The sequence below is a fragment of the Cricetibacter osteomyelitidis genome, assembly GCF_004340985.1.
In the GTDB taxonomy this organism is placed as follows: Bacteria; Pseudomonadota; Gammaproteobacteria; order Enterobacterales; family Pasteurellaceae; genus Cricetibacter; species Cricetibacter osteomyelitidis.
In genome coordinates this window covers 52092-77751 of record NZ_SLYB01000007.1, presented here as the reverse complement: position 1 = coordinate 77751, position 25660 = coordinate 52092, and the positions used below count along the sequence as shown (strand labels likewise).

At 41.0% G+C, this 25660-nt stretch carries 24 protein-coding genes, 2 tRNA genes and 2 riboswitches; of the genes, 17 read left to right on the top strand and 9 right to left on the bottom strand.

Annotated features, from left to right (window positions below):
- Window positions 1–47: 47 nt before the first annotated feature.
- The 3 genes from EDC44_RS04915 to EDC44_RS04905 are packed head-to-tail and all read right to left on the bottom strand — an operon-like array spanning window position 48 to window position 2244.
- Complete coding sequence (locus EDC44_RS04915; protein WP_131976035.1) at window positions 48–731, bottom strand: M15 family metallopeptidase; 684 nt, start codon at window positions 729–731, stop codon at window positions 48–50.
- Window positions 732–747: 16 nt separating this feature from the next.
- Window positions 748–1881, bottom strand: coding sequence for a succinyl-diaminopimelate desuccinylase (gene dapE / locus EDC44_RS04910; RefSeq protein ID WP_131975957.1), 1134 nt, complete (start codon window positions 1879–1881; stop codon window positions 748–750).
- A 15-nt stretch (window positions 1882–1896) separates the two neighbouring features.
- Window positions 1897–2244 (bottom strand): ArsC family reductase, encoded by a 348-nt coding sequence (locus EDC44_RS04905; RefSeq protein ID WP_131975956.1) that lies wholly within the window; start codon window positions 2242–2244, stop codon window positions 1897–1899.
- A 112-nt stretch (window positions 2245–2356) separates the two neighbouring features.
- Window positions 2357–2443, top strand: a riboswitch (TPP riboswitch).
- 55 nt (window positions 2444–2498) lie between these two features.
- On the opposite strand from EDC44_RS04905, the gene thiM reads away from it, so the two are divergent.
- The 3 genes from thiM to thiE are packed head-to-tail and all read left to right on the top strand — an operon-like array spanning window position 2499 to window position 4757.
- A complete protein-coding gene (thiM, locus tag EDC44_RS04900; RefSeq protein ID WP_131975954.1) occupies window positions 2499–3299 on the top strand; it encodes a hydroxyethylthiazole kinase in 801 nt (266 codons plus the stop codon).
- Window positions 3292–4107 carry a bifunctional hydroxymethylpyrimidine kinase/phosphomethylpyrimidine kinase gene (thiD, locus tag EDC44_RS04895; RefSeq protein ID WP_131975952.1) on the top strand — a complete coding sequence of 272 codons (816 nt, stop codon included), beginning with the start codon at window positions 3292–3294 and terminating at the stop codon, window positions 4105–4107. The genes thiM and thiD overlap by 8 nt, the downstream gene beginning before the upstream one ends.
- Window positions 4107–4757, top strand: a complete 651-nt coding sequence (gene thiE / locus EDC44_RS04890) for a thiamine phosphate synthase (protein WP_131975950.1) — start codon at window positions 4107–4109, stop codon at window positions 4755–4757. The genes thiD and thiE overlap by 1 nt, the downstream gene beginning before the upstream one ends.
- Before the next feature lie 72 nt (window positions 4758–4829).
- Here the strand turns inward: thiE and EDC44_RS04885 are convergent, their stop codons facing one another.
- Window positions 4830–6749 carry an ABC transporter ATP-binding protein gene (locus EDC44_RS04885; protein ID WP_131975948.1) on the bottom strand — a complete coding sequence of 640 codons (1920 nt, stop codon included), beginning with the start codon at window positions 6747–6749 and terminating at the stop codon, window positions 4830–4832.
- 17 nt (window positions 6750–6766) lie between these two features.
- A complete protein-coding gene (gene queC / locus EDC44_RS04880; RefSeq protein WP_131975946.1) occupies window positions 6767–7438 on the bottom strand; it encodes a 7-cyano-7-deazaguanine synthase QueC in 672 nt (223 codons plus the stop codon).
- A gap of 2 nt (window positions 7439–7440) precedes the next feature.
- A riboswitch (PreQ1 riboswitch) is annotated at window positions 7441–7485 on the bottom strand.
- 243 nt (window positions 7486–7728) lie between these two features.
- Between queC and hutX the strand changes: the two genes are divergently transcribed.
- From hutX to EDC44_RS04865, 3 genes are read left to right on the top strand one after another with little or no spacing between them, the layout of a single operon-like run.
- Window positions 7729–8223, top strand: coding sequence for a heme utilization cystosolic carrier protein HutX (gene hutX, locus EDC44_RS04875; RefSeq protein WP_131975944.1), 495 nt, complete (start codon window positions 7729–7731; stop codon window positions 8221–8223).
- A gap of 25 nt (window positions 8224–8248) precedes the next feature.
- Window positions 8249–8767, top strand: coding sequence for a heme utilization protein HutZ (hutZ, locus tag EDC44_RS04870; protein ID WP_131975942.1), 519 nt, complete (start codon window positions 8249–8251; stop codon window positions 8765–8767).
- 40 nt (window positions 8768–8807) lie between these two features.
- On the top strand, window positions 8808–11807 hold the full coding sequence (locus EDC44_RS04865; protein WP_207896722.1) for a TonB-dependent hemoglobin/transferrin/lactoferrin family receptor: 3000 nt from the start codon (window positions 8808–8810) through the stop codon (window positions 11805–11807).
- Window positions 11808–11851: 44 nt separating this feature from the next.
- On the opposite strand, the gene lysS is transcribed toward EDC44_RS04865, so the two are convergent.
- Window positions 11852–13354, bottom strand: coding sequence for a lysine--tRNA ligase (gene lysS / locus EDC44_RS04860; RefSeq protein ID WP_131975940.1), 1503 nt, complete (start codon window positions 13352–13354; stop codon window positions 11852–11854).
- 171 nt (window positions 13355–13525) lie between these two features.
- Window positions 13526–14624 (bottom strand): peptide chain release factor 2 gene (prfB, locus tag EDC44_RS04855; protein WP_131975938.1). Its coding sequence is split into 2 segments (ribosomal slippage): window positions 13526–14548 and window positions 14550–14624, totalling 1098 coding nucleotides; the frame shifts between segments, so codons are not numbered across the junction.
- A 137-nt stretch (window positions 14625–14761) separates the two neighbouring features.
- Here prfB and dsbC point away from each other — a divergent pair.
- Genes dsbC through EDC44_RS04825 form a run of 6 tightly spaced genes read left to right on the top strand, consistent with a single transcriptional unit; the run spans window position 14762 to window position 20114 of the window.
- Window positions 14762–15445 carry a bifunctional protein-disulfide isomerase/oxidoreductase DsbC gene (gene dsbC, locus EDC44_RS04850; protein ID WP_131975936.1) on the top strand — a complete coding sequence of 228 codons (684 nt, stop codon included), beginning with the start codon at window positions 14762–14764 and terminating at the stop codon, window positions 15443–15445.
- A gap of 45 nt (window positions 15446–15490) precedes the next feature.
- Window positions 15491–17206: a single-stranded-DNA-specific exonuclease RecJ gene (gene recJ / locus EDC44_RS04845; protein WP_131975934.1), complete on the top strand. Its 1716-nt coding sequence runs from the start codon at window positions 15491–15493 to the stop codon at window positions 17204–17206.
- A 12-nt stretch (window positions 17207–17218) separates the two neighbouring features.
- A complete protein-coding gene (locus tag EDC44_RS04840; protein ID WP_131975932.1) occupies window positions 17219–17893 on the top strand; it encodes a thiol:disulfide interchange protein DsbA/DsbL in 675 nt (224 codons plus the stop codon).
- 35 nt (window positions 17894–17928) lie between these two features.
- Complete coding sequence (locus tag EDC44_RS04835; protein ID WP_207896718.1) at window positions 17929–18996, top strand: polysaccharide deacetylase family protein; 1068 nt, start codon at window positions 17929–17931, stop codon at window positions 18994–18996.
- A 9-nt stretch (window positions 18997–19005) separates the two neighbouring features.
- Window positions 19006–19701: a 5'-methylthioadenosine/S-adenosylhomocysteine nucleosidase gene (gene mtnN, locus EDC44_RS04830; RefSeq protein ID WP_131975930.1), complete on the top strand. Its 696-nt coding sequence runs from the start codon at window positions 19006–19008 to the stop codon at window positions 19699–19701.
- Between the two features lie 56 nt (window positions 19702–19757).
- The gene (locus tag EDC44_RS04825) at window positions 19758–20114 is read left to right on the top strand and encodes a DUF488 domain-containing protein (protein WP_131976029.1); all 357 of its coding nucleotides are present in this window, start codon (window positions 19758–19760) and stop codon (window positions 20112–20114) included.
- A gap of 33 nt (window positions 20115–20147) precedes the next feature.
- Here EDC44_RS04825 and EDC44_RS04820 read toward each other — a convergent pair whose 3' ends face one another.
- Entirely contained in the window at window positions 20148–20858 is a 711-nt protein-coding gene (locus tag EDC44_RS04820; RefSeq protein WP_131975928.1) for a YggS family pyridoxal phosphate-dependent enzyme, read from the bottom strand.
- Between the two features lie 205 nt (window positions 20859–21063).
- On the opposite strand from EDC44_RS04820, the gene lysC reads away from it, so the two are divergent.
- Complete coding sequence (lysC, locus tag EDC44_RS04815) at window positions 21064–22419, top strand: lysine-sensitive aspartokinase 3 (protein WP_131975926.1); 1356 nt, start codon at window positions 21064–21066, stop codon at window positions 22417–22419.
- A 40-nt stretch (window positions 22420–22459) separates the two neighbouring features.
- On the opposite strand, the gene rnhA is transcribed toward lysC, so the two are convergent.
- Entirely contained in the window at window positions 22460–22924 is a 465-nt protein-coding gene (gene rnhA, locus EDC44_RS04810) for a ribonuclease HI (protein ID WP_131975924.1), read from the bottom strand.
- A gap of 51 nt (window positions 22925–22975) precedes the next feature.
- Between rnhA and dnaQ the strand changes: the two genes are divergently transcribed.
- From dnaQ to der, 4 genes are all read left to right on the top strand, one after another.
- Window positions 22976–23740, top strand: a complete 765-nt coding sequence (gene dnaQ, locus EDC44_RS04805) for a DNA polymerase III subunit epsilon (RefSeq protein WP_131975922.1) — start codon at window positions 22976–22978, stop codon at window positions 23738–23740.
- Between the two features lie 96 nt (window positions 23741–23836).
- Window positions 23837–23913 (top strand) — tRNA-Asp (locus tag EDC44_RS04800).
- A 24-nt stretch (window positions 23914–23937) separates the two neighbouring features.
- A tRNA-Asp gene (locus EDC44_RS04795) sits at window positions 23938–24014 on the top strand.
- 131 nt (window positions 24015–24145) lie between these two features.
- Window positions 24146–25660 carry a ribosome biogenesis GTPase Der gene (gene der / locus EDC44_RS04790; protein ID WP_131975920.1) on the top strand — a complete coding sequence of 505 codons (1515 nt, stop codon included), beginning with the start codon at window positions 24146–24148 and terminating at the stop codon, window positions 25658–25660.

The window sequence follows — 25660 nt, the reverse complement described above, 5'->3', positions numbered from 1 at the left end:
CGGTGAGCTTGGCAACAAACACCGAGGTACTTAAATTGATACAATTTTTACGAAAGAAGATAATCTTGGAAAATTTGATTAATATATCTTACTAATATTGTCGAACCGGCTATATCTTCCCCCACCCAGCTATCTAACAAAATCTCTATACTAAACTGCTCGGTAGCTTGTTCTGCCGCCGGTAAATAGCTGATATGCCAAGGTTCGCGACCGATTTTTTTATTTTCCGGCATTGCCATAAACGGCAGGGTAAAATCAAAGTGCGGTAGGTTTTGTTGCAGAAATTCGCTGAGTTCGGCAAAATAACCGCCTTTATCATATTCCCAAGGTTCAAGCTGTAAAGATTGATTTTGTGGCAACAAATCGGGATCGAAAAAATCAATTTCCGTCCCCCAATGATGACGGCTCGCACCGGGCAAGGCAGACCAACGCAAAATAGCTTGAGCTTTTTCCCAATCGGAAAGCCCGGTCAAATCCAGTGGATTGCCGAAATCATCGTGTACTTTACGTTCGCCGTTAAATTTGCCATTCCAAATCATCTGCTGACGCTGGAAATCCCGAAAACTGCTGGCAGGCTGCAAATTAAAGCCGTTTTGTGCCGCACTTTGCTGCAATGCCTGAAATGCTTTGCACGCCTCTGCCTGCAGTGCGTGTTTATCGGAAAACGGACAAGGTAAATGAACTAAATGCTCACGGCTTTTTCCCGTGAGCATTGCCGGAGTGAATTTTATTTGGTTGAATTTCATATTAATGCTCCAACAAATTAACCAACATCTGCTTATACACCAATCCCAATGTTGCCAAATCATCGCAACTGACACATTCATTGACTTTGTGTATGGTAGCATTTAACGGGCCGAGTTCCACTACTTCCGCCCCCATTAAGGCAATAAAACGACCGTCGGATGTGCCGCCGCCGGTGTCTAAGTTCGGTTTGATATGAGCGATTTGCTCAAGGGCGTTGGAAACAGCGTTAACTAATTTACCCGGTTTGGTTAAAAACGGTTTACCGGACAGCCACCATTCGATGCGATATTTTAAACCGTATTCAGCCAATAATTTGGCGACGGTTTGTTTAATGATTTCATCGGTGACTTCTGTGCAATAACGCAGGTTAAACTGCACATAAAGCTCGCCCGGAATCATGTTATTGCTGCCTGTACCCGCTTTGATATTGGCAATCTGCAAACTGGTAGGCGGAAAAAATTCATTGCCTTGATCCCATTGATAATTAGTAAGTGCGGTCAAAAACGGCAAAGATTTATGCACCGGATTTTCCGCCAAATGGGGATATGCCACATGACCTTGCACACCTTCGATATAAAGATTACCGGTAATCGAACCGCGGCGACCGTTTTTCACAATATCGCCCAACCGTTTAGAACTGGATGGCTCACCCACCATACAATAGTGAATCGGTTCACCGCGCTGCATCAAGGTTTCCACTACTCGCTTTGTGCCGTCATAAGCAGCGGCTTCTTCATCGGATGTAATCAATAATGCAATGGTGTCTTTATGATTCGGATTAGATTTGACATATTCTTCCGCTGCCACAATCATTGCCGCCAGCGAACCTTTCATATCCGCTGCACCGCGACCATATAACATACCGTCTATAATTTGTGCAGAAAACGGCGGATACGTCCACTGGTTTTCATCCCCGACCGGCACAACATCCGTATGTCCGGCAAAAGCAATTACCTGCCCGGCTGTGCCGTGTTTTGCCCATAAATTCAACGTATCGTTAAAGGGCATCCATTCAATGGAAAATCCTAATTTTTCCAATCGTTCGGCAATGAGTTGCTGACAGCCTTGATCATCCGGGCTGATTGACGGGCGTTGAATTAAATCTTGCGCTAAATTAAGAATATTTTCTTTCATTTTTGACCGCTCTTTTTAACGCTGAAATATTGCTGCATAATCTTTTTCATTAAATCCAATCAATGCAATGCCGTCTTGCAAAATAATCGGGCGTTTAATCAAGGTCGGTTGTTGAAATAATACGGAAAGTGCGGTGTCTTTTGACAGATTTTCTTTCACATCATCAGATAAATTCCGCCATGTAGTGCTGCGTTTATTCACCAGATTCTGCCAACCGAATTGCTGTTCCGCTCGGTTCAACCAATGTTGTTCGATACCGTCGGTGCGGTAGTCGTGCAATGTATGTTCGATATGGTGATCCGCCAACCACTTTAGGGCTTTTTTCACCGTATCACAATTTTTAATGCCGTAAACTTTGATCATTTTAAATCCTTAATTTGAAATTGTTGAACTATTAGAAAATATATTGTCCTATTCGTCAAATAAATTTATACTTCTAGGCGTATCTATATCCCACATGGGGCATAGACACGCTCTAAATTAGTCGGGGTGCGTAAGCTGAGATAATACCCGTGAACCTGAAACAGTTAATACTGGCGTAGGAAACTAAATCATTTCACATCATATCTCTTACTCTCTCCAAGCAATTTTTTATTATTTACAAGGAAACAATTGCAATGGAACTCAATTATATTCAACAAATCCGTAGGCAAAATCCACTGATTCACAATATCACCAATTATGTGGTGGCAAATTATGTGGCAAACGGCTTGCTGGCTCTCGGTGCTTCACCGATTATGTCTTATGCGGTACAGGAAATGCAGGAAATGCCGGCGTTTTCTAAAGCCTTGGTAATCAATATCGGCACACTGACCGAACCACAGGTTGAAGGCATGATTATTGCGGGCAAAACTGCCAATCAACAACATATTCCGGTGGTGCTCGATCCCGTCGGCGTAGGTGCAACCAACTATCGCCAACAAACGGTAGCACGTTTATTGCAAGAAATTCAATTCACCGCAATTCGCGGTAATGCGGGAGAAATAGCTTATTTAGCGCAAGCGGATTGGCAGGCGAAAGGAGTGGATAGCGGACAAGGCAACGGTGATTTGGCGGAAATCGCGAAAAAAGTTGCACAGCAATATCAATGTGTGGTTGCGATCAGCGGCGAAACAGATTATCTCAGCAACGGTAAGCAAGTGGCGACTATCCACAACGGTTCGCCGTTATTCCCGAAAATCACCGGTTCCGGCTGTTTATTAAGTGCCGTATGCGGGGCATTTTTAGCGGTGGCAGAAAAATCACAATATTTCACCGCACTTATTAATGCCTGCACCTCCTATGCTGTGGCCGGTGAATTAGCCGCCCAAACCTTACAACTTACCGAACACGGTCAGTTTTATGTGAAGCTGCTCGATCAACTGGCTCAACTTACGGATGAACAAGCACAACAATATGGAGAAATTCGATATGTCTGATATTCCACAAGTTTTAACTATTGCCGGTTCCGACAGCGGTGGTGGTGCCGGCATTCAAGCAGATTTAAAAACCTTTCAAATGCGAAAAGTATTCGGCACATCAGTAATTACCGCCGTGACCGCACAAAACACCTTAGGCGTGACGGCCATTCACAACATTCCGCTCAGTACAATTGAAAGCCAGCTCAAAGCTATTGCCGATGATTTTCAGATTTCTGCTTTCAAAATCGGTATGCTCGGCACGGTGGAAGTGATTGAATGTGTGGCAAACGCCTTGAAACAATACAATTTCGGCAAATTGGTGCTGGATCCTGTAATGATCGCCAAAGGCGGCGCAGCACTGTTAAGAGAAAATGCCATTGCCGCCCTGAAACAGCACTTAGTACCGCTCGCTGATGTGATTACGCCGAATCTGCCGGAAGCGGAAGCTTTAACGGGTATTAATGTTATTGATGACCGCTCTGCCCGCCAAGCGGCAAATATTTTACAACAACTGGGAGCAAAAACCGTGGTATTGAAAGGCGGACACAGCGATCAATCGCAAAGTGCGGTCTGCCGTGATTGGATTTTCAGCAATGATGACAATTTTACAGTAGAAAGTCCGCGTTTTGATACACCGCACACTCACGGAACAGGTTGTACATTTTCCGCCTGTATTGCGGCGGAATTGGCAAAAGGCAATTCCGTGGAACAGGCGATCCGCACAGCCAAAAACTTTATCACCCAAGCCATTTGCCATCCGCTGCAAATCGGTCACGGACACGGCCCGACCAATCATTGGGCATACAGCGAGTTTGAGGAGAAATAATGGAAAATTATTTACGATTATACTTTATCGCAGGATCACAGGATTGCCGTCATTTAAACGGTAATCCCGCTGATAAATTATTGCAGATTTTACAACAGGCTTTACAAGCAGGCATAACATGCTTCCAATTTCGCGAAAAAGGTAAAAACGCCTTGCAAAACAGCGAACAAATCCTGCAATTAGCCAAACAATGTCAAATGTTGTGCAAGCAATACAATGTGCCGTTTTTTATTAACGATGATATTGATTTGGCCTTAAAAATCCAAGCAGACGGCATACATGTAGGACAAGATGATCGCCCGATTCAAGATGTGATCCGTTTATGCCAAGGCAGGCTGCAAATCGGTTTATCGGTGAATAATCTGGAACAAGCCATCGAAAATGCACAAATTGACGGCATTGATTATTTCGGTGTCGGCCCGATTTTTGATACTCAATCCAAGGCTGATGCTAAACCGACGGTAGGACTGAATTTGCTAAAATCCATCCGCACTTCAGGGATTGATAAGCCGTTAGTCGCTATTGGCGGAATTACAGTGGAAACAGTGTCTGAAATTTTGCAAGCAGGAGCTGACGGCGTGGCAGTGATTTCGGCTATCACGCAAGCCGAACATATTGAAAGTGCGGTTAAAAATTTATTAATTTCGTAGGTAAGCACTTGTTACCCACCGTTTTAATTTTGTTGATAATTTTATCGGTGGGTAACAAGTCCCCATTCTACATTATTTTTTCCCTTCCAACTCTTCCCAACGTTCAAAGAGCTGTTCTAAGGTTTGCTCGGTATCTGCCAGTTCTTGCAATTTTGCTGATGTATATTCGTGAGGTTGTTGGAAAAATTCTGCACTACCTACTTCCGTTTGAAGTGCGGTGATTTTTTCTTCCAATTCTTCTAATAGCTGCGGAAGCTGTTCTAATTCCCGTTGTTCTTTATAGGACAATTTCACCGCTTTCGGTTTTACTGAAACTTTTTGCACCGCACTTTCTGTGATGGTCGGTTGAATTTTCTTTTGTTTCAACGCTTCCTGTTCAGCTTTTTGTGCGAAATAATTGGTTTGTTGCTGTTTGGCATCATAGAAACCGCCCACATATTTATTCAACACGCCCTCGCTTTCAAAGAAATAACATTCCGTCGCAGTATTATCGATAAATTGACGGTCGTGGCTTACAATCAGCAATGTACCTTGATAATCCGTTAAGATATCTTCCAATAATTCCAAGGTTTCCACATCTAAATCATTGGTAGGTTCGTCCAGAATTAACAAATTATTCGGTTTAAGCAATAATTTCGCCAATAACAAACGGTTGCGTTCACCGCCGGATAAGGCTTTCACCGGAGTCATAGCTCGTTTTGGCGGAAATAAAAAATCCTGCAAATAACCCAGCACATGACGTTTAATGCCGTTTACTTCCACATCTTGCTTGCCGTCCGCAACGTTATCCATCACGGTTTTTTCCGGATCTAATTCCGCACGGTATTGATCAAAATAAGCAATATCTAATTTTGTCCCCACCCGTACCGAACCCTGAGTCGGTTTAATTTCACCCAGCAATACTTTAATAAACGTCGTTTTACCGCAACCGTTCGGACCCACTAAAGCGATTTTATCGCCACGTAAAATAGTGGTGCTGAAATTGCTAAGCAGTTTTTTACCGGCTACTTCGTAGCTGACATTTTCCATTTCAAATACGATTTTGCCGGAACGGGTGGAATTTTCGACACTTATTTTTGCCGTGCCGAGTACATCTTGGCGTTGACGACGTTTTTCCCGCAAGGCTTTTAACGCTCGCACACGACCTTCATTCCGAGTACGGCGGGCTTTAATGCCTTGGCGGATCCAGACTTCTTCTTGAGCTAATTTTTTATCGAACAAATCATTTTGCAATGCTTCAACCCGTAGATGTTCTTCTTTTTCTACTAAATATTGATCGTAATTACCGGGATAAGACATCAACCGTCCTCGATCTAAATCCACAATACGGGTTGCCATTTTACGGATAAAGGAACGATCGTGAGAAATAAACACTATACTGCCATCAAAGGTGCGCAAAAATTCTTCCAGCCATTCAATGGCCGAAACATCCAGATGGTTGGTAGGTTCATCAAGCAATAGCACATCCGGATTGCACACTAATGCCCGAGCCAGCGCGGCTTTACGTAGCCAACCACCGGATAATTCAGCCAGTTTGGTATTAGGATTAAGTTCCAATTTAACCAGCACTTCATTGATTTTATTCTCAAACTGCCAGCCGTCGTTATGTTCCAGTTTGCTCTGCACTTGAGCCAGCTGATTCAGCACCGCTTCGCTGTAATCCGTTTCTAAAGTGAGTGAAATACGGTGATATTCTTTCAATAAATCCGCTAAATGCCCCACGCCTTCAGCCACATAATCGAATACATTGCCGTCAGCGTGACGCGGCGGATCTTGCTCTAAACGGGACACGATCAAATCTTTCTCATATTGAATTTTACCGTCATCCAACACCACATCACCAGCAAGAACCTTCATCAATGTGGATTTACCCGCACCGTTCCGCCCCACCAAGCAAACCCGTTCGCCCGCTTCAATGTGCAAATCCGTGTGATCCAATAAGGGATGATCGCCGAAAGAAAGATAACCATTTGTTAAACTGATAAGTGCCACGTTTTATTTCCTTAATGCTAATTCTTATTTTTACTGCCGAGATATTCCTGCAAGCCTTTTTCACGCAAAATACAGCTCGGACATTCTCCGCAACCTTGCTCTACGCCGAGATAACAAGTGTGCGTATGCCGTTGAATATAATCCAAATAACCCAATTCATCCGCCAACCGCCACGTTTGTGCTTTGGTGAGATACATCAATGGAGTGATGATATTGAAATTGTAATCCATTGCCAAATTAATAGTCACATTCATGGATTTGATGAACACATCGCGGCAATCGGGATAACCGCTGAAATCGGTTTCGCACACGCCGGTGATGATATCCGTAATCCCCTGCCCTTTGGCATAAATGGCGGTATAAAGCAAAAATAAGGCATTTCGCCCATCTACAAAAGTATTCGGCATATCGCCTTGCTGTTCAATTTTTGCCTGAGTATCCATTAGAGCATTTTGAGTAATGGCTTTGATCACCGACATATCAACCAAGGTTTGTTTCACGCCAAGATCCTGAGCAATCCAGCGGGCTTTTTCTAATTCGATACTATGGCGTTGTCCGTATTGAAACGTCACGGTTTCTACATTTTCGACACCATAATCACGAATGGCTTTGACCAAACAAGTGGTGGAATCTTGTCCACCGGAAAAAATAACCACCGCTTTACGATGAGTTGGATTTGTGTTTTTCATTGATATTCCTAGTTTTTTTACGTGGGATGGTTGCGAACCACGAGGTTAAATAAAGTTGTATATTGTAGCACAGATTTTTTTATTAATAAGAAATCTGAAATCCAATTATGTATATCAAATAATCAATAAATCATTAAATTATTTGGAATAAATATTCATATTGATTGCCAAAATATCACATATAAACGCCAAATAAATTTTTAAAAATAAATAAAATAATTGAAAAATAAGGGAAAGAACAATAAAATAATGATAATAATTCTCAATCAATATTTTAAAATTAAAAATAAATGTTAACTCTTCAGCAAAAAATTCAACAATATATTAATGAAAATCCCCTGGCTATTACGCTTGATATGGCTGCACATTTTAATTTGCCGGAAGGTGAAATATTACAATCCCTGCCTGATCAATTCGTCCGGATTTTTCCGGCAACAGAATTAGAAAGAATTTTGACCGCACTTAGCCAATGGGGAACATTGACAACTATTATCGAAAAAGAGGGTTCGATTTTTGAAATCAAAGATCAATTCCCAAGCGGCATGATTGGTCGCGGTTATTATAATCTCAATATGAATGGCAAAGAAGGCTCATTGTACGGGCATTTAAAACTCGACAATATTGCTACCATCGCTTTTGTCAGTTTACCGTTTCGCGGCAAAGAAAGTTATAACATTGCTTTCATTGCGTCTAATGGCAATACGGTGTTCAAAGTCTATTTAGGACGTAATGAACAACGCGAACTCTTTCCCGAACAAGTGGAAAAATTTAAAAATTTTAATTAAGACAACAACTAAGGAAACATGCAAAATGACTGCTCGTCAAGAAATATTACAAAATCGTTTAGGCCCTGAAATTCAAGAATTAAAGCAGCAATGCAAAACCATTATGCTTGCAACTGTAGATAATAATGGCAATCCCAATGTCAGTTATGCTCCTTTTATTATTCTCAATGGTGAGTATCAAGTGTTAATTTCAACAATTGCCCGTCATGCGCGTAATTTGCTTGATGTGCCTAAAGTGGCATTAATGCTGATTGAAGATGAAAGTGTAAGCCGTCAAATTTTTGCCCGCCGTCGCCTTTCTTTTGATGCAAAAGCCCGTGTAGTTACTCGTCACAGCGAAGAATGGGAACAAAGCATTCAAATGCTCAAAGCCCGTCACGGCAAATTAATTGACGAATTATCAAAATTAAAAGACTTCAAACTATTTGGCTTCAAACCGGAGCAAGGCTTATTTGTTAAAGGCTTCGGACAAGCATTTCAAGTAAGCAATGACGATTTAGTCAGTTTTGTACATTTGGATCAGGGTCATATTTCAGAAAAATAGATTGTACGTTAATACTTTTTATTAGATAGGATAAAATAAAATGAACAGAAAAATAAATAAGCATAAACTTCCCCGCCTTTCAATGATTGCTGTCGCTTTATTGAGTTATTCTACTCTAGGAGATGCAAAGGAAACCGATCAATTAGAGACGATTAATGTTCTCGGAAATACAAATAACAATGGAAATATTCAAGAACAAGTAAAAGAACAAAGGGTTGGAACAACGGTGAAATCAGCAAAAACCCTGAGTAAACAGCAAGTTCAAGATAATCGCGATTTGGTGCGTTATGAAACAGGCGTAACTGTAGTTGAAGCCGGTAGAATGGGGTCTAGTGGTTATGCTATTCGAGGCGTAGATGAAAATCGTGTCGCCATTACTGTTGACGGTTTACACCAAGCGGAAACATTATCTTCTCAAGGATTCAAAGAATTATTTGAAGGGTATGGTAATTTCAATAATACGCGCAATAGCACTGAAATTGAAACATTAAAACAGGTTAGTATCAGTAAAGGTGCGAATTCAATTAAAACCGGTAGTGGTGCACTAGGCGGAGCCGTTATTTTTGAAACAAAAGATGCACGTGATTATTTGTTAGAGAAAGATTACCATTTAGGCTATAAAACCGGTTATGCCACCGCGGATAATCAATGGATGAATTCATTAACTGCCGCAGGTCGTTATAAATGGTTTGATATTTTATTTGTGAAAACCAAACGTCACGGACACGAATTAGAAAATTACGGCTATAAAGATTTTGATCCGACAGAGCAAGGGAGAAAAAGAGATAAAACCGATCCTTACACAATTGATAAAAATAGCACATTAATTAAATTCTCTTATTCTCCAAATGAAAAACATCGCTTTACAGTTGCCTCCGATACTTATGAACATAAAAGCAAAGGACATGATTTTTCATATACATTGAAAAGAACGACTACCATTAATGCGGATGAGGAAGAACTTCGTCATACCAATGATAAAACTAAACGTTCAAACTATTCCTTTACTTACGAAAATTTCAGTAGTACACCTTTTTGGGATACGCTTAAACTCACCTATTCTCAACAAAAAATTAAAACACGAGCCCGCACGGATGAATATTGTGATGGTAATGAAAAATGCAATATGATTAGCAATCCTCTTGGTTTACAAGTTAAAAACGGCAAAATTGTTGATAAAGATGGCGACCAATTAAGCATAAAAAATTCTGACACTCTCATTAAAAATGGTGCTGAAGTGAATGGAGTTTTTCATATTAGGCGTTTAAATCAATACTGGTTCGACTGTTCTATTTTTAATTGTAATGGAACTATAAATGCCTACAAATCAGAACGGGATTTCTCTTGGACATATACTTATACACCAAAGGAATTCTCTTTTGACACTCCGGTTACAGATAGTAAAGGCAATAAATTTGCTAAAGTCAAAGATGCCAGTTATTCAGATCGTTTTATATCACCAAATAATAGCGGTTATCTGGAACGTTCTTATCGCGAACGTGACTTAAATACCAATACAAAACAAATTAATTTAGATCTTACCAAACAGTTAGACTTATTCACCACAGAACATTTATTGCAATATGGTGGTTCATATAACACAGTTAAAAAAGAAATGGTAAATCGTGCGGGTTATTATGCCTATTTACCGCAATGGTGGGCAGATCGTTTTCTCGGTACAGATAGTAGCGGTAAGCCTTACGCCTCCTGCGCTGAAGCTTATGCAGATATATATGGTCAAGGTTACACAAATGCCTATACTTGCCCGCGAAATGAGCCTGAAACATCATTCCTGATTCCTGTCAAAACTAAAAGCGGTGCGCTTTATTTTGCCGATGACTTCAAAATTAATAACTACTTAAGTTTTAATGTAGGTTATCGCTACGACCGTGTTAAGTATAAACCTGAATACATTGCGGGTGTAAGTCCTAAGTTGCCGGATGATATGGTCACAATGTTTGTACCTTATACTCCGCCATATAAATCAACGCCAAAACCAAATTATAGTGATTACAGCGGAAATCCTTCTGGCTATCAAGATGCTTTAGCTAAATGGAAGGAAGCGGAAGCGGCCGGTGCAAAAGCAAATGAAGCCGCAAGAAAAGCCAATGTGCAAGAAAATATTAACTATTTTACCCGAAACAAAAAATATAGAGCGCATTCTTATGCCTTAGAAATGGCTTTGGATCCCACAGAACATTTGAAATTACAATTTAAATATTCTAAAGGATTTAGAGCACCGACATCCGATGAACTCTATTTTACATTTAAGCATCCTGATTTTTCTATATTGCCAAATGTCAACTTAAAACCAGAAAGAGCTAAAACGCAAGAAGCTGCTTTAACATTCTACGGCAACGCCGGTTTTATCACTACGAGTATTTTTAAAACAAAATACGATAATTTCATTGATCTTGTGTATATCGGCAGTAAAAATGAAACAAATCAATATGGCGGGCAAGCTCGCACGATAAATTATCAACTTTATCAAAATATAAATTTACAGGATGCCAAAGTAACAGGATTCGAAATGAATTCTAAAATTTATTTTGGACAATTGATTAATGCATTAGAAGGTTTCAATGCAAGTTATAAATTTACTTACCAAAGAGGCCGTTCTCGAAAGAATGTACCAATGAATGCCATTCAGCCGAAAACCTCAGTATTCAGTCTTGGTTACCAACATCCTGAAGATAAGTTTGGCGCTGATCTCTATATTACTCACGTAGGCAGCAAAAAAGCCAAAGACACTTATAATATGTATTATCGTGAGGAAGGAAAAACCGACAGTAGTATAAAATGGCGTAGCGGCACTTATACCTTAGTAGATTTTATTGCGTACTTTAAACCGCTAAAAAATCTTACTTTACAAGCCGGTGTATATAATATGATGAATCGTAAATACATCACTTGGGATTCCGTGCGTTCCATTCGCCCGTTTGGCACAAGTAATTTGATTGATCAAAAAACAGGAGAGGGGATTAATCGCTTCTATTCTGCAGGGCGAAACTTTAAACTCAATGCCGAGTTAACATTCTAACAGAAAAAAAGGAAGGGGAATGATTAAAATTCCCCTTCATATTATTATCCCTTATGCTTCATCGCCGGAAATAAAATCACATCACGGATTGATGCGACGTTGGCATAAAGCATTGCCAAGCGGTCGATTCCCAAACCTTCACCCGCGGTCGGCGGCAAGCCGTGTTCAAGTGCGGTAACAAAATCATCATCTTTGAACATTGCTTCGTCATCGCCTGCGTCTTTGGCGGCTACTTGTGCATCAAAGCGTTCCGCTTGATCTTCTGCATCGTTCAACTCTGAGAAGCCGTTACCGATTTCGCGACCGCCGATAAAGAGTTCAAAACGATCGGTCACTTCCGGATTTTCATCATTGCGACGTGCTAATGGCGAAATTTCCGCAGGGTGAGCCACTAAAAAGGTCGGTTGAATTAAATGATGTTCCGCCACTTCTTCAAAAATTGCATTCACCACAGAGCCTAAACCCCAAGATTTTTGGATTTCAATACCGCACTTTTTGGCAACTGCACAGGCTTTGTCGAAATCCTGTAATTCATCCATTGTAATGCCGTTACCATATTTCACAACAGCTTCGTGCATAGTAATACGTTCAAACGGTTTGCCGAAATCAAATTCGTATTCGCCGTAAGGTACAATAGTTGTACCTAAAATATCAATGGCTAATTTGCGTAACAATTCTTCCGTGTTATCCATTAAATCATGGTAATCTGCATAGGCTTGATAGTATTCGATCATGGTAAATTCCGGATTATGGCGTACGGATACTCCTTCGTTACGGAAGTTGCGGTTTAATTCAAACACACGTTCAAAACCACCCACCACAAGGCGTTTTAAATACAGTTCCGGTGCAATACGCAAATACATATCAATATCTAATGCGTTGTGGTGCGTAACAAAAGGTTTCGCTGCCGCACCGCCGGGGATGACTTGCAACATTGGGGTTTCCACTTCGATAAAACCTTTGGAAATAAAGTATTCACGCATTCCGGCAATCACTTTAGAACGGATAATAAAGGTGCGGCGGGATTCTTCATTCGCGATCAAATCCAAATAACGTTGGCGGTAACGGGTTTCCATATCGCTTAAGCCGTGGAATTTATCCGGCAGCGGGCGTAATGCTTTGGTCAGCAGTTGTACAGAATGCACTTTTACGGTCAATTCGTTGGTTTTAGTTTTGAATAAGGTGCCTTTTACACCGACAATGTCACCCAGATCCCAGTTGCCGACATCTTCTTTATAGACACCTTCAGACAGATTGTCGCGAGCGACATAAAGCTGGATGCGACCGCTCATATCCTGTAAGGTGATGAAGGTGGCTTTGCCCATTGCTCGGCGAGTCATTACTCGGCCGGCAACGGCGACTTCAATAGCTTGCTCTTTGAGTGTTTCACCGTCGGTATCGTCATGTTGATTATGGAGCTCTTGTGCCAATGCATCGCGACGGAAAGTGTTCGGAAAGGCATTTCCTTTGGCACGCAGTGCGGCTAATTTTTCACGGCGGACTGCCATTTCGCCATGGAAATCAAGTTCTGGGGTTTGTTCTGACATTTTTTTATTTACCTTATTAATTTTAATATTGTTTCTTCGCCTTGTGGCTTTCGCCTGTCGGCGAGCATAGTTTTACTCACACGGCTCGCACTTCATGCCGTCACCATAGGCAACATTCAAAATCGGCGGGAATCCGTCCAACACAAAAGTGCGGTGGATTTTTCAATTTTTTTATAATCCTGCTTTTAAGCTGGCTTCGATAAAGCGGTCTAGATCGCCGTCGAGTACAGCTTGGGTGTTGCGGTTTTCTACACCGGTGCGTAGGTCTTTAATACGGGAATCGTCCAGTACGTAAGAACGGATTTGGCTGCCCCAACCGATGTCGGATTTGCTGTCTTCCATTGCTTGTTTTTCCGCGTTTTGTTTTTGTAATTCAAGTTCATACAATTTGGCTTTCAGTTGCTTCATTGCCTGATCTTTGTTTTTATGTTGTGAGCGGTCGTTTTGACATTGCACCACAATACCGCTTGGAATATGAGTGATCCGTACCGCACTTTCGGTTTTGTTTACGTGCTGTCCACCCGCACCGCTGGCTCGATATACGTCAATTCGCAAATCCGCCGGATTGATTTCGATATCAATATCATCATCAATTTCCGGATATACAAACACTGCACTAAAGGATGTGTGACGGCGGTTGTTGGAATCAAACGGGCTTTTACGCACCAAGCGATGAATGCCTGTTTCCGTACGTAACCAACCGAAAGCATATTCGCCGGAAATACGGATGGTAGCGGATTTCAAACCGGCTACATCACCGTCGGAAACTTCCATTAGTTCGGTTTTAAAACCTTTGCTTTCCGCCCAACGCAGATACATCCGCAACAACATTTCTGTCCAGTCTTGTGCTTCCGTACCACCGGAACCCGCTTGTAAATCCACATAACAGTCCGCCGCATCGTGCTGACCGCTGAACATTCTACGAAATTCCAACAGAGCCAATTTAGCTTCTAATTCGTCAAGTTCGCTCACTGCTTCATTGAACGTGTCTTCATCTTCCGCTTCTACGGCAAGCTCTAACAGCCCGTCCACATCTTCCAAACCACGCTCTAATACGGTGATGGTTTCCACCACCGCTTCTAATGCCGAACGCTCTTTACCTAATGCCTGTGCCTTTTCCGGTTCATTCCACACATCCGGCTGTTCTAATTCGGCATTGACTTCTTCTAACCGCTCAACTTTGGCATCAAAGTCAAAGATACCCCCGAAGTACATTCGTACGTTCGGCAAGATCAGCGATTTTGCTTTTTACTGGATTAATTTCAAACATAATTTAATTCTAAACACTTGAACATAATTATTAAAGTGGCAAATTATAAGCTATTTTATTTAATTATGGTAGGCAAAATCCCATAATCCTTTTATAATTAAAGGTCAATTTTGGCAAAATTTTAATTTAGGACAAAAATGAAAAAATTACTGACCGCACTTTTAATCGCTTCAGCCGGCACGGCAATGGCGAACGACGCAACGATCATCAAACGTTTACAAGCACTTGGGGCACAAGATATCGAAATCAAACCGTCCCCATTGAAAGGAATTAAAACAATAATTACCGATCAGGGTATTTTGTATGCCAGTGAAGACGGCAAGTATGTGTTGCAAGGCAAAATGTATGAAATGGCCGAACAGGGTTTCACTGATGTTGTAGGCAAAATGTTGTTGGATAAACTGAATGCATTACAATCAGAAATGATTATTTATCCGGCAAAAAATGAAAAACACGTGGTAACGGTGTTTATGGATATCACTTGCCATTATTGCCATTTATTGCACGAACAAATCAAGCAATACAATGATTTAGGTATCACTGTACGCTATTTGGCATTTCCACGTACGGGAATGAATAAAACCGCTGAACAAATGGAAGCCATTTGGACAGCCAAAGATCCGCAATTTGCTTTAAATGAAGCGGAAAAAGGCAATATGCCGAAAACCTTAAAAACACCAAATACAGTGAAAAAACACTATAATTTAGGCGTTCAATTCGGTGTACATGGCACACCAAGCATTATCACTTCAAGTGGTGAAATGCTCGGTGGCTATTTAGCACCAAAAGATTTATTAGCCGCTTTAGAACAACAAAAATAAAATCAATAAGCTAGAGAGAATCTCTAGCTTTATAGCTCATTAGTAATGAAAAAGATTATTCAACGTCGTCCTGTTCCTGCCGGTGAAATCGTTAATGAAAATCCTTTGCTGGATCGTCTTTACCGCTCGCGACACATTCAAAATTCACAACAATTAGACCGCTCTTTGCAATCTATGCTACCACCAAAATTGCAAGGCATTGAGCAAGCGGTAGAACTATTATTGCAGGCAAAACAAACAGATAAAAAAATTGTTATCGTGGGTGATTTTGATGCAGACGGTGCAACCAGCACCGCGTTAACTGTGTTGGCATTGCGTCAACTCAGGTTTACCAATGTGGATTATTTAGTACCGAACCGCTTTGAACAAGGCTACGGATTAAGTGTTGCGGTGGCTCGAGAAGCGTTAGAAAAAGGCGTTGAATTGCTGATTACGGTAGATAACGGTATTTCATCGCTGGAAGGGGTGGATTTTATGAAATCCCATGGCGTGCAAGTGATTATTACAGATCACCACTTGCCGCCGGAAATACTGCCGCAAGCCGATGCTATCGTGAACCCAAATTTATCTCAATGCGGATTTCCGTCCAAATCCCTTGCCGGTGTAGGTGTGGCATTTTATGTGATGTTGGCACTGCGGGCAAAATTCCGCGAATTAGCCTTGATACCAACGGAAAAACTGCCTAATTTCGCCGATTTATTGGATTTAGTCGCATTAGGTACCATTGCCGATGTCGTACCCTTGGATCAAAATAACCGCATACTCGCCTATCAAGGCTTAGCTCGAATTCGTGCTCAACGTTGTCGTTGCGGGATCTTGGCATTGGCGGAAGTAGCAAATCGTGATGTGGCTAAATTTGTAGCATCCGATCTTGGCTTTTCTATCGGTCCACGGCTTAATGCCGCGGGTCGATTGGATAATATGTCCGTCGGTGTGGAATTATTATTGGCGGAAGATATGGCTACCGCCCGTGCGTTAGCCTTAGAATTAGACGGTTTGAATCAAACCCGCAAAGAAATCGAACAAGGCATGAAACTGGAAGCCTTGGAAATTTGCCGAAATTTGACCGCACTTAAGCAAGAATTACCGGTGGGCATTGCGTTGTATCAAGCGGATTGGCATCAAGGGGTATTGGGTATTTTAGCTTCCCGCATCAAAGATCAATTTCATCGCCCGGTAGTTGCCTTTGCACAAGATCAGGATAACATGCTGAAAGGATCTGCCCGTTCCATTGAAAGCTTACATATCCGAGATCTGCTGGAACGTATTGATAGCCGCAATCCGGGAATCATTTTAAAGTTCGGCGGGCATGCAATGGCGGCGGGGTTAAGTATTGTTGCTAATCGTTTCAACGAATTTCAACAATTATTTAATCAAACTGTGACCGAATGGCTAGATGATGCACAACTGCAAGGTACAATTTGGACCGATGGTGAGCTCACATCACAACTGATGAATTTAGATACTGCCGAACAACTAAAACAGGGCGGACCTTGGGGACAATCCTTTCCGGAACCGATGTTTGACGGTGAATTTAAAATCCTGCAACAGCGATTAGTGGGCGAAAAACATTTAAAAATGATAGTGGAACCGAAAAACGGCGGAGCATTGGTGGATGCCATTGCATTTAACGTAGATACCCGTTATTATCCCGATCTGTCAATAAAAATTGCCAAATTAGCTTATAAATTGGATATTAACGAATTTCGTGGCAATCGAAACTTGCAATTATTAGTAGATTATATTGAACCTTGTAATTAATTTGAGCTACAAATGGACATACGTGAATTAAGTGCTGCTTTATTGTTATTTTTCTCTCCTACGGTATTTGCCGATCCAGTAAATGCAGTGGAATCGGAAAATACGTTCGAAGAACAACCGCACTTTGAAGATGGCAAAGATTACTTTTCTTATCTCGAACCGATTGTTGAACTCCCCCGCCCGGATAAGAAAATTGTCATTCGTTCGTTTTTTGCTTATGATTGCAGCGGCTGCTCATCTACTCATGATGTATTAGAATTATACAGCCAAATTAATGGAAACCGGGTTATCTTAAAAAGTCATCCCGTCGCCACAGAAGATGCTATTTTTACGCCAAGCATTTATTTCACTCTGATTAGCTTAGGACGGGAAGATCTGGCTAATTTATTTTTATTTGAAAATGCCGATAAATCCAATCAACAAATTAAAAATAAAAAATTTATTCATTGGCTTAAAAAACACAAAGTGGAAGAAGAAGCGTTTATTACAACCTTGAAAACACCGGAAATCCAACAAAAAATCAAATCAGCCATTGAACTGACACAAAAATACGGCGTATTCACGATTCCTTTTGTTGTTATCAATGGCAAATATGTCCTTACTCAAAGTACCTTATATAACGATGATTACACTTTTGCCGTACTGGATTATTTAGTGGATAAAGTAGAAAACGAACGTAAAAAATAAATCTATTTATCATTTCATTTATAGAGCAATTTATTATGACATATTATATTTCTTTTATTCTAATATTGAGTTTAAGTTATATTATTTATAATAAAAAACGTCAGAATTTTGTACATTGCTTAATGTATCATAATATCAGCGATACAATCGGTAATGCTGAAATAAGTGTTGAAGAATTTGATTTACAAATGGCTCATATTCAACATAAAACAACATTTAAAATGGAAGAGTTGAAATCATTAAATTATCAATTACCGAAAAATAGTATTTTAGTAACTTTTGATGATGGTTATAAGAGTAATTATATTTTGGCTTTTCCTATTTTAAAAAAATACGGCATTAAAGCGACTATTTTTCTAAATACAAGATATATCGGTACAAATGAGGAATATCTCAATTGGGATGAAATTCGCGAGATGTATCAAAGCGGTCTGGTTGATTTTCAATTGCATACCCATTCTCATGGCTTAACCGCAAAAACAGTAGAAGTTTTTGGTTTTTTTGATGAAAATACCTCTAAATATCTCAAACGGGAAAGCTATAATTTGTTCTTTGACGGTTTATACGACAATATTCAAGATGCCGATAAACTCAATGGTTTACCAATATTTAAAATGCGGAGTCAAATTTCCTTAGCCGGTTTCAGACCAAAAAATCACTTCGTGGAAAAATATCGTCAATTAGAAAAACAGGCTGATTTTATTCATTTATCAGATAAAGATAAAAAGAAAAAATTAACTCAATTATTTAACGATAATACATCAGAACTTTTTGATAAAGTAAGCAAAGCTCAATTTAAACAAATATTAGAAAATGAAATTACAAAAAATAAATATTACATACAACAAGAATTAAATAAAGAAGCAGATTGTTTGGCCTATCCGTGGGGACATCGCTATAAAGGCAACATTAAAGATCTCAAAGAATTAGGCGTAAATGTTTTTGTCACCACCAAAAAAGGAGCAAATTCATTACATTTAAATCCACACAGTATTTGCCGGATAAATGGTGATGAAATAAAAAATATTACCGATTTTGAACGAGCCCTTGCAGATGGCAGCAGTGCTTTTTATCGAAAAATTAAAAAAACATTAAAAATATAAGGAATAATAATGAAAGTAGGTATTGTCGGTGCAATGGCTCAAGAAGTAGCTATTTTACGAGAAAAAATGAGCGATGTGAACACCACTGAATTAGCAACTTGCACGATCTATGAAGGCAAAATTAACGGTATTGATGTGGCATTATTGCAATCCGGTATCGGTAAGGTGGCTGCCGCAATGGGCACTACCCTATTATTGCAACTCGCCCGTCCGGATATAGTCATTAATACCGGATCTGCCGGTGGCGTATGTGAAGGATTACATATCGGCGATATTATAATTTCCGAACAAACCTGCTATCACGATGCCGACGTCACCGCTTTCGGCTACGCTATCGGTCAACTGCCCGCTTGTCCGTCGGCATTTAAATCTGATACAAAATTAGCAGATCTTGCAGAGAAAATTGTTAAACAACAAGGTAAAAATGTCAAACGTGCGTTAATTTGTACCGGTGACAGTTTTATTCACGGTGGCGAAAAATTGGCCACAATCAAGCAAAACTTCCCGACGGTCGCTGCCGTAGAAATGGAAGCCGCTGCCATTGCTCAGGTATGTCATAGTTTTAATGTGCCGTTTGTGGTGGTTCGTGCGATTTCCGATGCGGGGAATGGCGAAGCAAGTATGTCTTTTGAAGAATTTTTACCTATCGCGGCGGCACAATCATCGGAAATGATATTGGCTATGTTACCTTTAATTACACTTTAACACCCCAAATGCCTTTTCACACTTTTGCTATCAGATCAACGTTATAAGAGGTGATGATGTTTAGTTTTCAGCGTATTTATGATTTTGTACCACAAAAAAATAAACCGGCCGTGTTCGTCGACCGTCTCTATCCGCGCGGCATACACAAAGAATTATTTCAACAGTGTTTATGGCTAAAGTCCGTTACACCTTCCAATGAATTACGCAAATGGTTTCATCAAGATCCGGATGGCAATTTCAGGCTTTTTAAAATCCAATATCGGCAAGAATTACAAGGAAATGAACAGCGACAAGGATTGGCAGAATTAAAACAATTAGAACGACAACAAGGTTCTGTGTTACTCTTAAGTGCGGTCAAAAATCCGGAAAAAAGTCATATTCCCGTTTTATTGGAAATATTAAATCAAGTATAGCAACAAAGCATATACTGCCTTGTTGCCACTGTGTTATTGATGATTACCGTAATTCCGCTTACCGAAAATTGCCGTACCGATTCTCACCATCGTTGAACCGCATTTTATTGCGGTCTGCATATCATCTGTCATGCCCATTGATAAAGTATCGATTTGCTGATTTGGCAAGGCTTGTTGTAATTGCAGGAATAACCTTTGCATTTGATTAAATACTTCGGTCTGAGCCTGTTCATCATCAGTAGGTTCCGGAATAGCCATTAACCCGCGTAAACGTAAGTGCGGTAGGTTTTCGATGTGTTTTGCCAGAACCAGCATTTCTGACGGTTGGATACCGGATTTCGAGGCTTCTCCGCTAATATTAATTTGAATCAACACATTTAACGGTGCTTTATGTGCTGAACGTTGATCGTTTAGTCGATCGGCAATTTTACTCCGTTCCAAGGTCTGCATCCAATCAAAATGCTCTGCCACTAATTTGGTTTTGTTCGATTGTAACGGCCCGATAAAATGCCATTCCAATGCAATCCCCCGTTCTTGGCAATAGTGAATTTTATCCACACCTTCCTGCACGTAATTTTCACCGAACGCGTACTGACCATGTTCATAAGCTGCAATAATATCTTCAACAGGTTTTGTTTTGCTTACTGCCAACAATTTTACGGAATCCGCAGAACGTTGTGCCTGAACACAGCCCGCCTGAATTTGCTGACGAATATGTTCTAAATTTTGTTGAATTTGTGTCATACACTCTCCTTAACAATAAGCAATTATTTTACGTTATTCTTATATAAAGCACAAAGCCTCAAGTAATCTATAAATTTTCTAAAAACAGACCGCACTTTCCAAACTGGTTTATAAATTAAACATAATTTGTTTGACAATAACTTCATTTAAAGCTATTTATTACACAAACACAACTCATCTTAACTTTATAAAAAAGGAATCTATTATGGCTCATCTTTCTGTTGCAAAATTTGGTGGTACCAGCGTAGCAAACTTCGGTGCAATGACGGCTTCCGCCAAAATCGTTATTGCCGATCCCAATACCCGTGTCGTCGTACTTTCCGCTTCTGCCGGTGTAACTAATTTTTTAGTTGAACTCGCAAACGGTTGCGAGGCAGCCCGTCGTGCGGAAATAGTCGAAGCCGTACGTCAAATTCAATATAACATTTTAAATGAATTAAAAGATGTTTCCATCGTACGTGATGAAATCGATCGCTTATTGGAAAATATCGACTCTTTAGCGGAAGCAGCCAGCCTTGCCACATCAACGGCTTTAGCCGATGAATTAATCAGTCACGGTGAAATGATGTCAACTTTAATTTTCGTGGAAGTTTTACGTGAATTAAATTGCAACGCTACTTGGTTGGATGTGCGTCAAGTGATTGCAACTAATAGTAATTTCGGTAAAGCGATACCGGATGACGAACAAACACAGAAAAATTCTGATAATGTGCTCAAACCATTAGTTGACCAAGGTGAATTAGTGATCACACAGGGCTTTATCGGTCGTGATCCGAATGGCAAAACAACTACATTAGGCCGTGGCGGCAGTGACTACTCTGCGGCATTAGTCGCAGAAGTGCTAAACGCAAAAGATGTGTTAATTTGGACCGACGTAGCCGGTATTTACACCACTGACCCGCGTGTCGCGCCGGCAGCACAACGCATCGATACCATAAGTTTCGCGGAAGCCGCTGAAATGGCGACTTTCGGTGCAAAAGTACTCCACCCGGCAACTTTATTACCGGCAGTTCGCAGCAACATTCCTGTGTATGTAGGTTCGAGCAAAACACCGGAACAAGGCGGCACTTGGGTAACCCGTGATCCGCAACCACGCCCGACTTTCCGTGCCATCGCATTACGCCGCGAACAAACTTTATTGACTTTATCCAGCTTAAATATGCTGCACGCTCAAGGCTTTTTAGCAAAAATCTTTAATATTTTAGCGAAATACAAAATTTCCGTGGATACTATCACCACATCAGAAGTGAGCGTTGCCTTAACCTTGGATAAAACCGGCTCCGCTTCATCCAGTGTGGAGATGTTATCTAACGATTTATTAGCGGAATTAAGTGAAATCTGCAATGTGAAAGTGGATACCGGCTTAGCCTTAGTGGCATTAATCGGCAATGACTTGCACTTAGCGGCCGGCGTAGCAAAACGTTTATTCGGCACTTTGGAAAACTATAACATTCGCATGATCAGTTACGGTGCAAGCACAAATAACGTATGCTTATTGGTTCACAGCCATCACGCTGATGATATAGTACGCACATTGCATACCGAATTATTTGAACAATAATTAATTTTACGGCGGGCATAATAATATGCCCGTCCTACATTTATTCCGCCTGATAATTCACATCATCCAACGTGGGATTCGCCGCCCCCAGCTTTGCCAATTCATCACATAACTCGTTTTCATAATGACCGGAATGCCCCTTCACCCAATGCCAATTAATACTGTGCGGGCGTATGGCTCCATCTAAAGCAATCCATAAATCCTGATTTTTTACCGGCTTGCCGGTGCTGGCTTTCCAATTATTTTTTTTCCAATTAAAAATCCATTTTGTGATACCGTTTTGCATATATTGACTATCACTGTGCAACTCCACATCACAAGGCTCTTTTAATGTATTCAACGCTTCAATCACCGCCAATAATTCCATTCGATTATTTGTGGTTAGTTTATAGCCTTTGGAAATCTGTTTCTCATGCTGTTTATAACGCAATAAAATTCCCAACCCGCCGGGACCGGGATTACCTAAGCAAGATCCGTCCGTAAAAATTTCAATTTTTTTCCGCATAATTTGTTACAATCTACTTTAAATTTTTCCGATCATAACCTAAAAAAAAATATGAGTATAGAAATTAATACAAATCGCCAAGTAGTGCTCGATACGGAAACCACCGGTATGAATCAGTTCGGTGCACACTATGAAGGGCACGGCATTATTGAAATCGGTGCGGTAGAAATGATCAACCGCCGACTTACCGGCCGTAATTATCATGTTTATATCAATCCCAAACGCTCCGTGGATCCCGAGGCCATAAAAGTGCATGGTATCACGGATGAAATGCTGACGGACAAGCCGACTTTCGATCAAATTGCCGATGAATTTATTGAGTTTATCAAAGGTGCCGAGCTGGTTATTCATAACGCGCCCTTCGATGTGGGATTTATGGATTATGAATTCGGCAAAATAGGAAAAACGCTCAAAACTACCGACATCAGCCTAGTGACCGATTCTCTGCAGCTGGCTCGTCAAATGTATCCGGGCAAACGCAATAACTTAGATGCTTTGTGTGATCGTCTAGGCATCGATAACAGCAAACGAACGTTGCATGGAGCATTACTGGATGCGGAAATCCTAGCCGATGTTTATTTGGCGATGACCGGCGGACAAACCAGCTTATTCGATGAAGATGAAGATACCTTATCCGTTTCTGCAAATTCAGAGCAAATCAGTCATAAAAGTGCGGTGAGTTTTGCCCAAGATTTGAAAATCATCAAGCCTACGGATCAAGAACTGGAAGCCCATTTGGAATATTTCAAATTAATCAATAAGAAAAGCGGCGATAATTGTATTTGGCTGAAACGGTTATCCCAAGATAGTGAATAATCTTCTTTTCGCTTACTGATTAACCAACTAATACAATTATTCAAAAAAAGGGTTGACGGTCAGGCAAAAGGCTATTATTATTCGCACACCAAATGCGGAGTGGTAGTTCAGCTGGTTAGAATACCTGCCTGTCACGCAGGGGGTCGCGGGTTCGAGTCCCGTCCATTCCGCCAATTTTGGTCAATATTTTCTAACACGGAGTGGTAGTTCAGCTGGTTAGAATACCTGCCTGTCACGCAGGGGGTCGCGGGTTCGAGTCCCGTCCATTCCGCCAATGTTAAAAAGCACCGCATGCAGGTGCTATTTTTTTGTCTAAAATTTACCGGAATTTAACCGCACTTTTCCCATAAAATCAGCTATAATACGGCGATTTTAAAATTTATATATACTCAAATCGAGGTTTTTATGACTCCAGTTGTTGCCCTTGTCGGTCGTCCGAATGTTGGCAAATCAACCCTATTTAACCGCTTGACTCACACTCGTGATGCGTTGGTAGCGGATTTTCCCGGTCTTACCCGTGATCGCAAATACGGTCAGGCAAATGTTGCCGGTTATGAATTTATTGTGATCGATACCGGCGGTATCGACGGCACGGAAGAAGGCGTGGAAGAGAAAATGGCGGAACAGTCTCTACAAGCCATTGAAGAAGCAGATATTGTATTATTTTTAGTGGATGCCCGTGCCGGTTTGACTTCCGCGGACATCGGCATCGCCCAATATTTACGTCAACGCCAAAATAAAACCACTATTCTTGTAGCGAACAAAACCGACGGTATTGATGCAGATTCCCATATTGCAGAGTTTTATCAACTGGGTTTGGGCGAAGTGACCCCTATCGCCGCCTCACAAGGGCGAGGCGTGACATTGTTGATGGAATCTGTGCTGGCTCCTATTGCTAAAAAATCTAATGCTGATAACGAAAAAAATGAACAGAATGAACAAGACGAATGGGATCGCGAATTTGATTTTTCTGATGAAAATGATACCGCACTTTTAGATGAGGCACTTAATGAAGATCTGGAAGAAGCAGAAACCGAACACGGGGAAAATATCAAAATCGCCATTGTGGGTCGTCCTAATGTAGGGAAATCCACGCTCACCAACCGCATTTTAGGCGAAGATCGCGTGGTGGTATATGATATGCCGGGTACAACCCGTGACAGTATTTATATCCCGATGGAACGCGACGGCCAGCAATATACCATTATCGACACTGCCGGTGTGCGTAAACGCGGCAAAGTAACTTTAACCGTGGAAAAATTCTCGGTTATCAAAACCTTGCAAGCCATTCAAGATGCCAACGTGGTATTGCTCACTATTGATGCCCGCGAAGGCATTTCCGATCAAGATCTTTCCTTGCTCGGCTTTATTTTAAATGCCGGTCGTTCACTGGTGATTGTGGTCAATAAATGGGACGGTTTGGATCAAGAGATTAAAGATCGCGTTAAATCCGAACTGGATCGCCGTTTGGATTTTATCGACTTTGCCCGTGTGCATTTTATCTCCGCTCTACACGGCAGCGGTGTAGGCAACCTGTTTGAATCAGTGCAAGAAGCTTATGAATGTGCTACCCGCAAAATGTCCACATCAATGTTAACGCGTATTTTGCAAATGGCCACCGACGAACACCAACCACCAATGACGGCAGGTCGTCGCATTAAATTAAAATACGCCCATGTTGGGGGATATAATCCGCCGATTATCGTGATCCACGGCAACCAAATAGATAAATTACTGGATTCCTATAAACGGTATTTGTCCAACTACTACCGCCGCAGCCTGAAAATTGTGGGTTCGCCGATTCGGATTCAATTCCAAGAGGGCAACAACCCGTTTGCAGGTAGAAAAAACAAACTCACTCCGAACCAACTACGCAAACGTAAACGTTTGATGAAGTTTATTAAAAAAGGGAAAAAATAA

What these genes read in the sequence shown, in the direction of transcription:
- dapE (WP_131975957.1), bottom strand. Translation starts at nt 1,881, where the DNA reads ATGAAAGAAAATATTCTTAATTTAGCGCAAGATTTAATTCAACGCCCG.
- EDC44_RS04905 (WP_131975956.1), bottom strand. Translation starts at nt 2,244, where the DNA reads ATGATCAAAGTTTACGGCATTAAAAATTGTGATACGGTGAAAAAAGCC.
- thiM (WP_131975954.1), top strand. Translation starts at nt 2,499, where the DNA reads ATGGAACTCAATTATATTCAACAAATCCGTAGGCAAAATCCACTGATT.
- thiD (WP_131975952.1), top strand. Translation starts at nt 3,292, where the DNA reads ATGTCTGATATTCCACAAGTTTTAACTATTGCCGGTTCCGACAGCGGT.
- thiE (WP_131975950.1), top strand. Translation starts at nt 4,107, where the DNA reads ATGGAAAATTATTTACGATTATACTTTATCGCAGGATCACAGGATTGC.
- queC (WP_131975946.1), bottom strand. Translation starts at nt 7,438, where the DNA reads ATGAAAAACACAAATCCAACTCATCGTAAAGCGGTGGTTATTTTTTCC.
- hutX (WP_131975944.1), top strand. Translation starts at nt 7,729, where the DNA reads ATGTTAACTCTTCAGCAAAAAATTCAACAATATATTAATGAAAATCCC.
- hutZ (WP_131975942.1), top strand. Translation starts at nt 8,249, where the DNA reads ATGACTGCTCGTCAAGAAATATTACAAAATCGTTTAGGCCCTGAAATT.
- EDC44_RS04865 (WP_207896722.1), top strand. Translation starts at nt 8,808, where the DNA reads ATGAACAGAAAAATAAATAAGCATAAACTTCCCCGCCTTTCAATGATT.
- lysS (WP_131975940.1), bottom strand. Translation starts at nt 13,354, where the DNA reads ATGTCAGAACAAACCCCAGAACTTGATTTCCATGGCGAAATGGCAGTC.
- dsbC (WP_131975936.1), top strand. Translation starts at nt 14,762, where the DNA reads ATGAAAAAATTACTGACCGCACTTTTAATCGCTTCAGCCGGCACGGCA.
- recJ (WP_131975934.1), top strand. Translation starts at nt 15,491, where the DNA reads ATGAAAAAGATTATTCAACGTCGTCCTGTTCCTGCCGGTGAAATCGTT.
- EDC44_RS04840 (WP_131975932.1), top strand. Translation starts at nt 17,219, where the DNA reads ATGGACATACGTGAATTAAGTGCTGCTTTATTGTTATTTTTCTCTCCT.
- EDC44_RS04835 (WP_207896718.1), top strand. Translation starts at nt 17,929, where the DNA reads ATGACATATTATATTTCTTTTATTCTAATATTGAGTTTAAGTTATATT.
- mtnN (WP_131975930.1), top strand. Translation starts at nt 19,006, where the DNA reads ATGAAAGTAGGTATTGTCGGTGCAATGGCTCAAGAAGTAGCTATTTTA.
- EDC44_RS04825 (WP_131976029.1), top strand. Translation starts at nt 19,758, where the DNA reads ATGTTTAGTTTTCAGCGTATTTATGATTTTGTACCACAAAAAAATAAA.
- EDC44_RS04820 (WP_131975928.1), bottom strand. Translation starts at nt 20,858, where the DNA reads ATGACACAAATTCAACAAAATTTAGAACATATTCGTCAGCAAATTCAG.
- lysC (WP_131975926.1), top strand. Translation starts at nt 21,064, where the DNA reads ATGGCTCATCTTTCTGTTGCAAAATTTGGTGGTACCAGCGTAGCAAAC.
- rnhA (WP_131975924.1), bottom strand. Translation starts at nt 22,924, where the DNA reads ATGCGGAAAAAAATTGAAATTTTTACGGACGGATCTTGCTTAGGTAAT.
- dnaQ (WP_131975922.1), top strand. Translation starts at nt 22,976, where the DNA reads ATGAGTATAGAAATTAATACAAATCGCCAAGTAGTGCTCGATACGGAA.
- der (WP_131975920.1), top strand. Translation starts at nt 24,146, where the DNA reads ATGACTCCAGTTGTTGCCCTTGTCGGTCGTCCGAATGTTGGCAAATCA.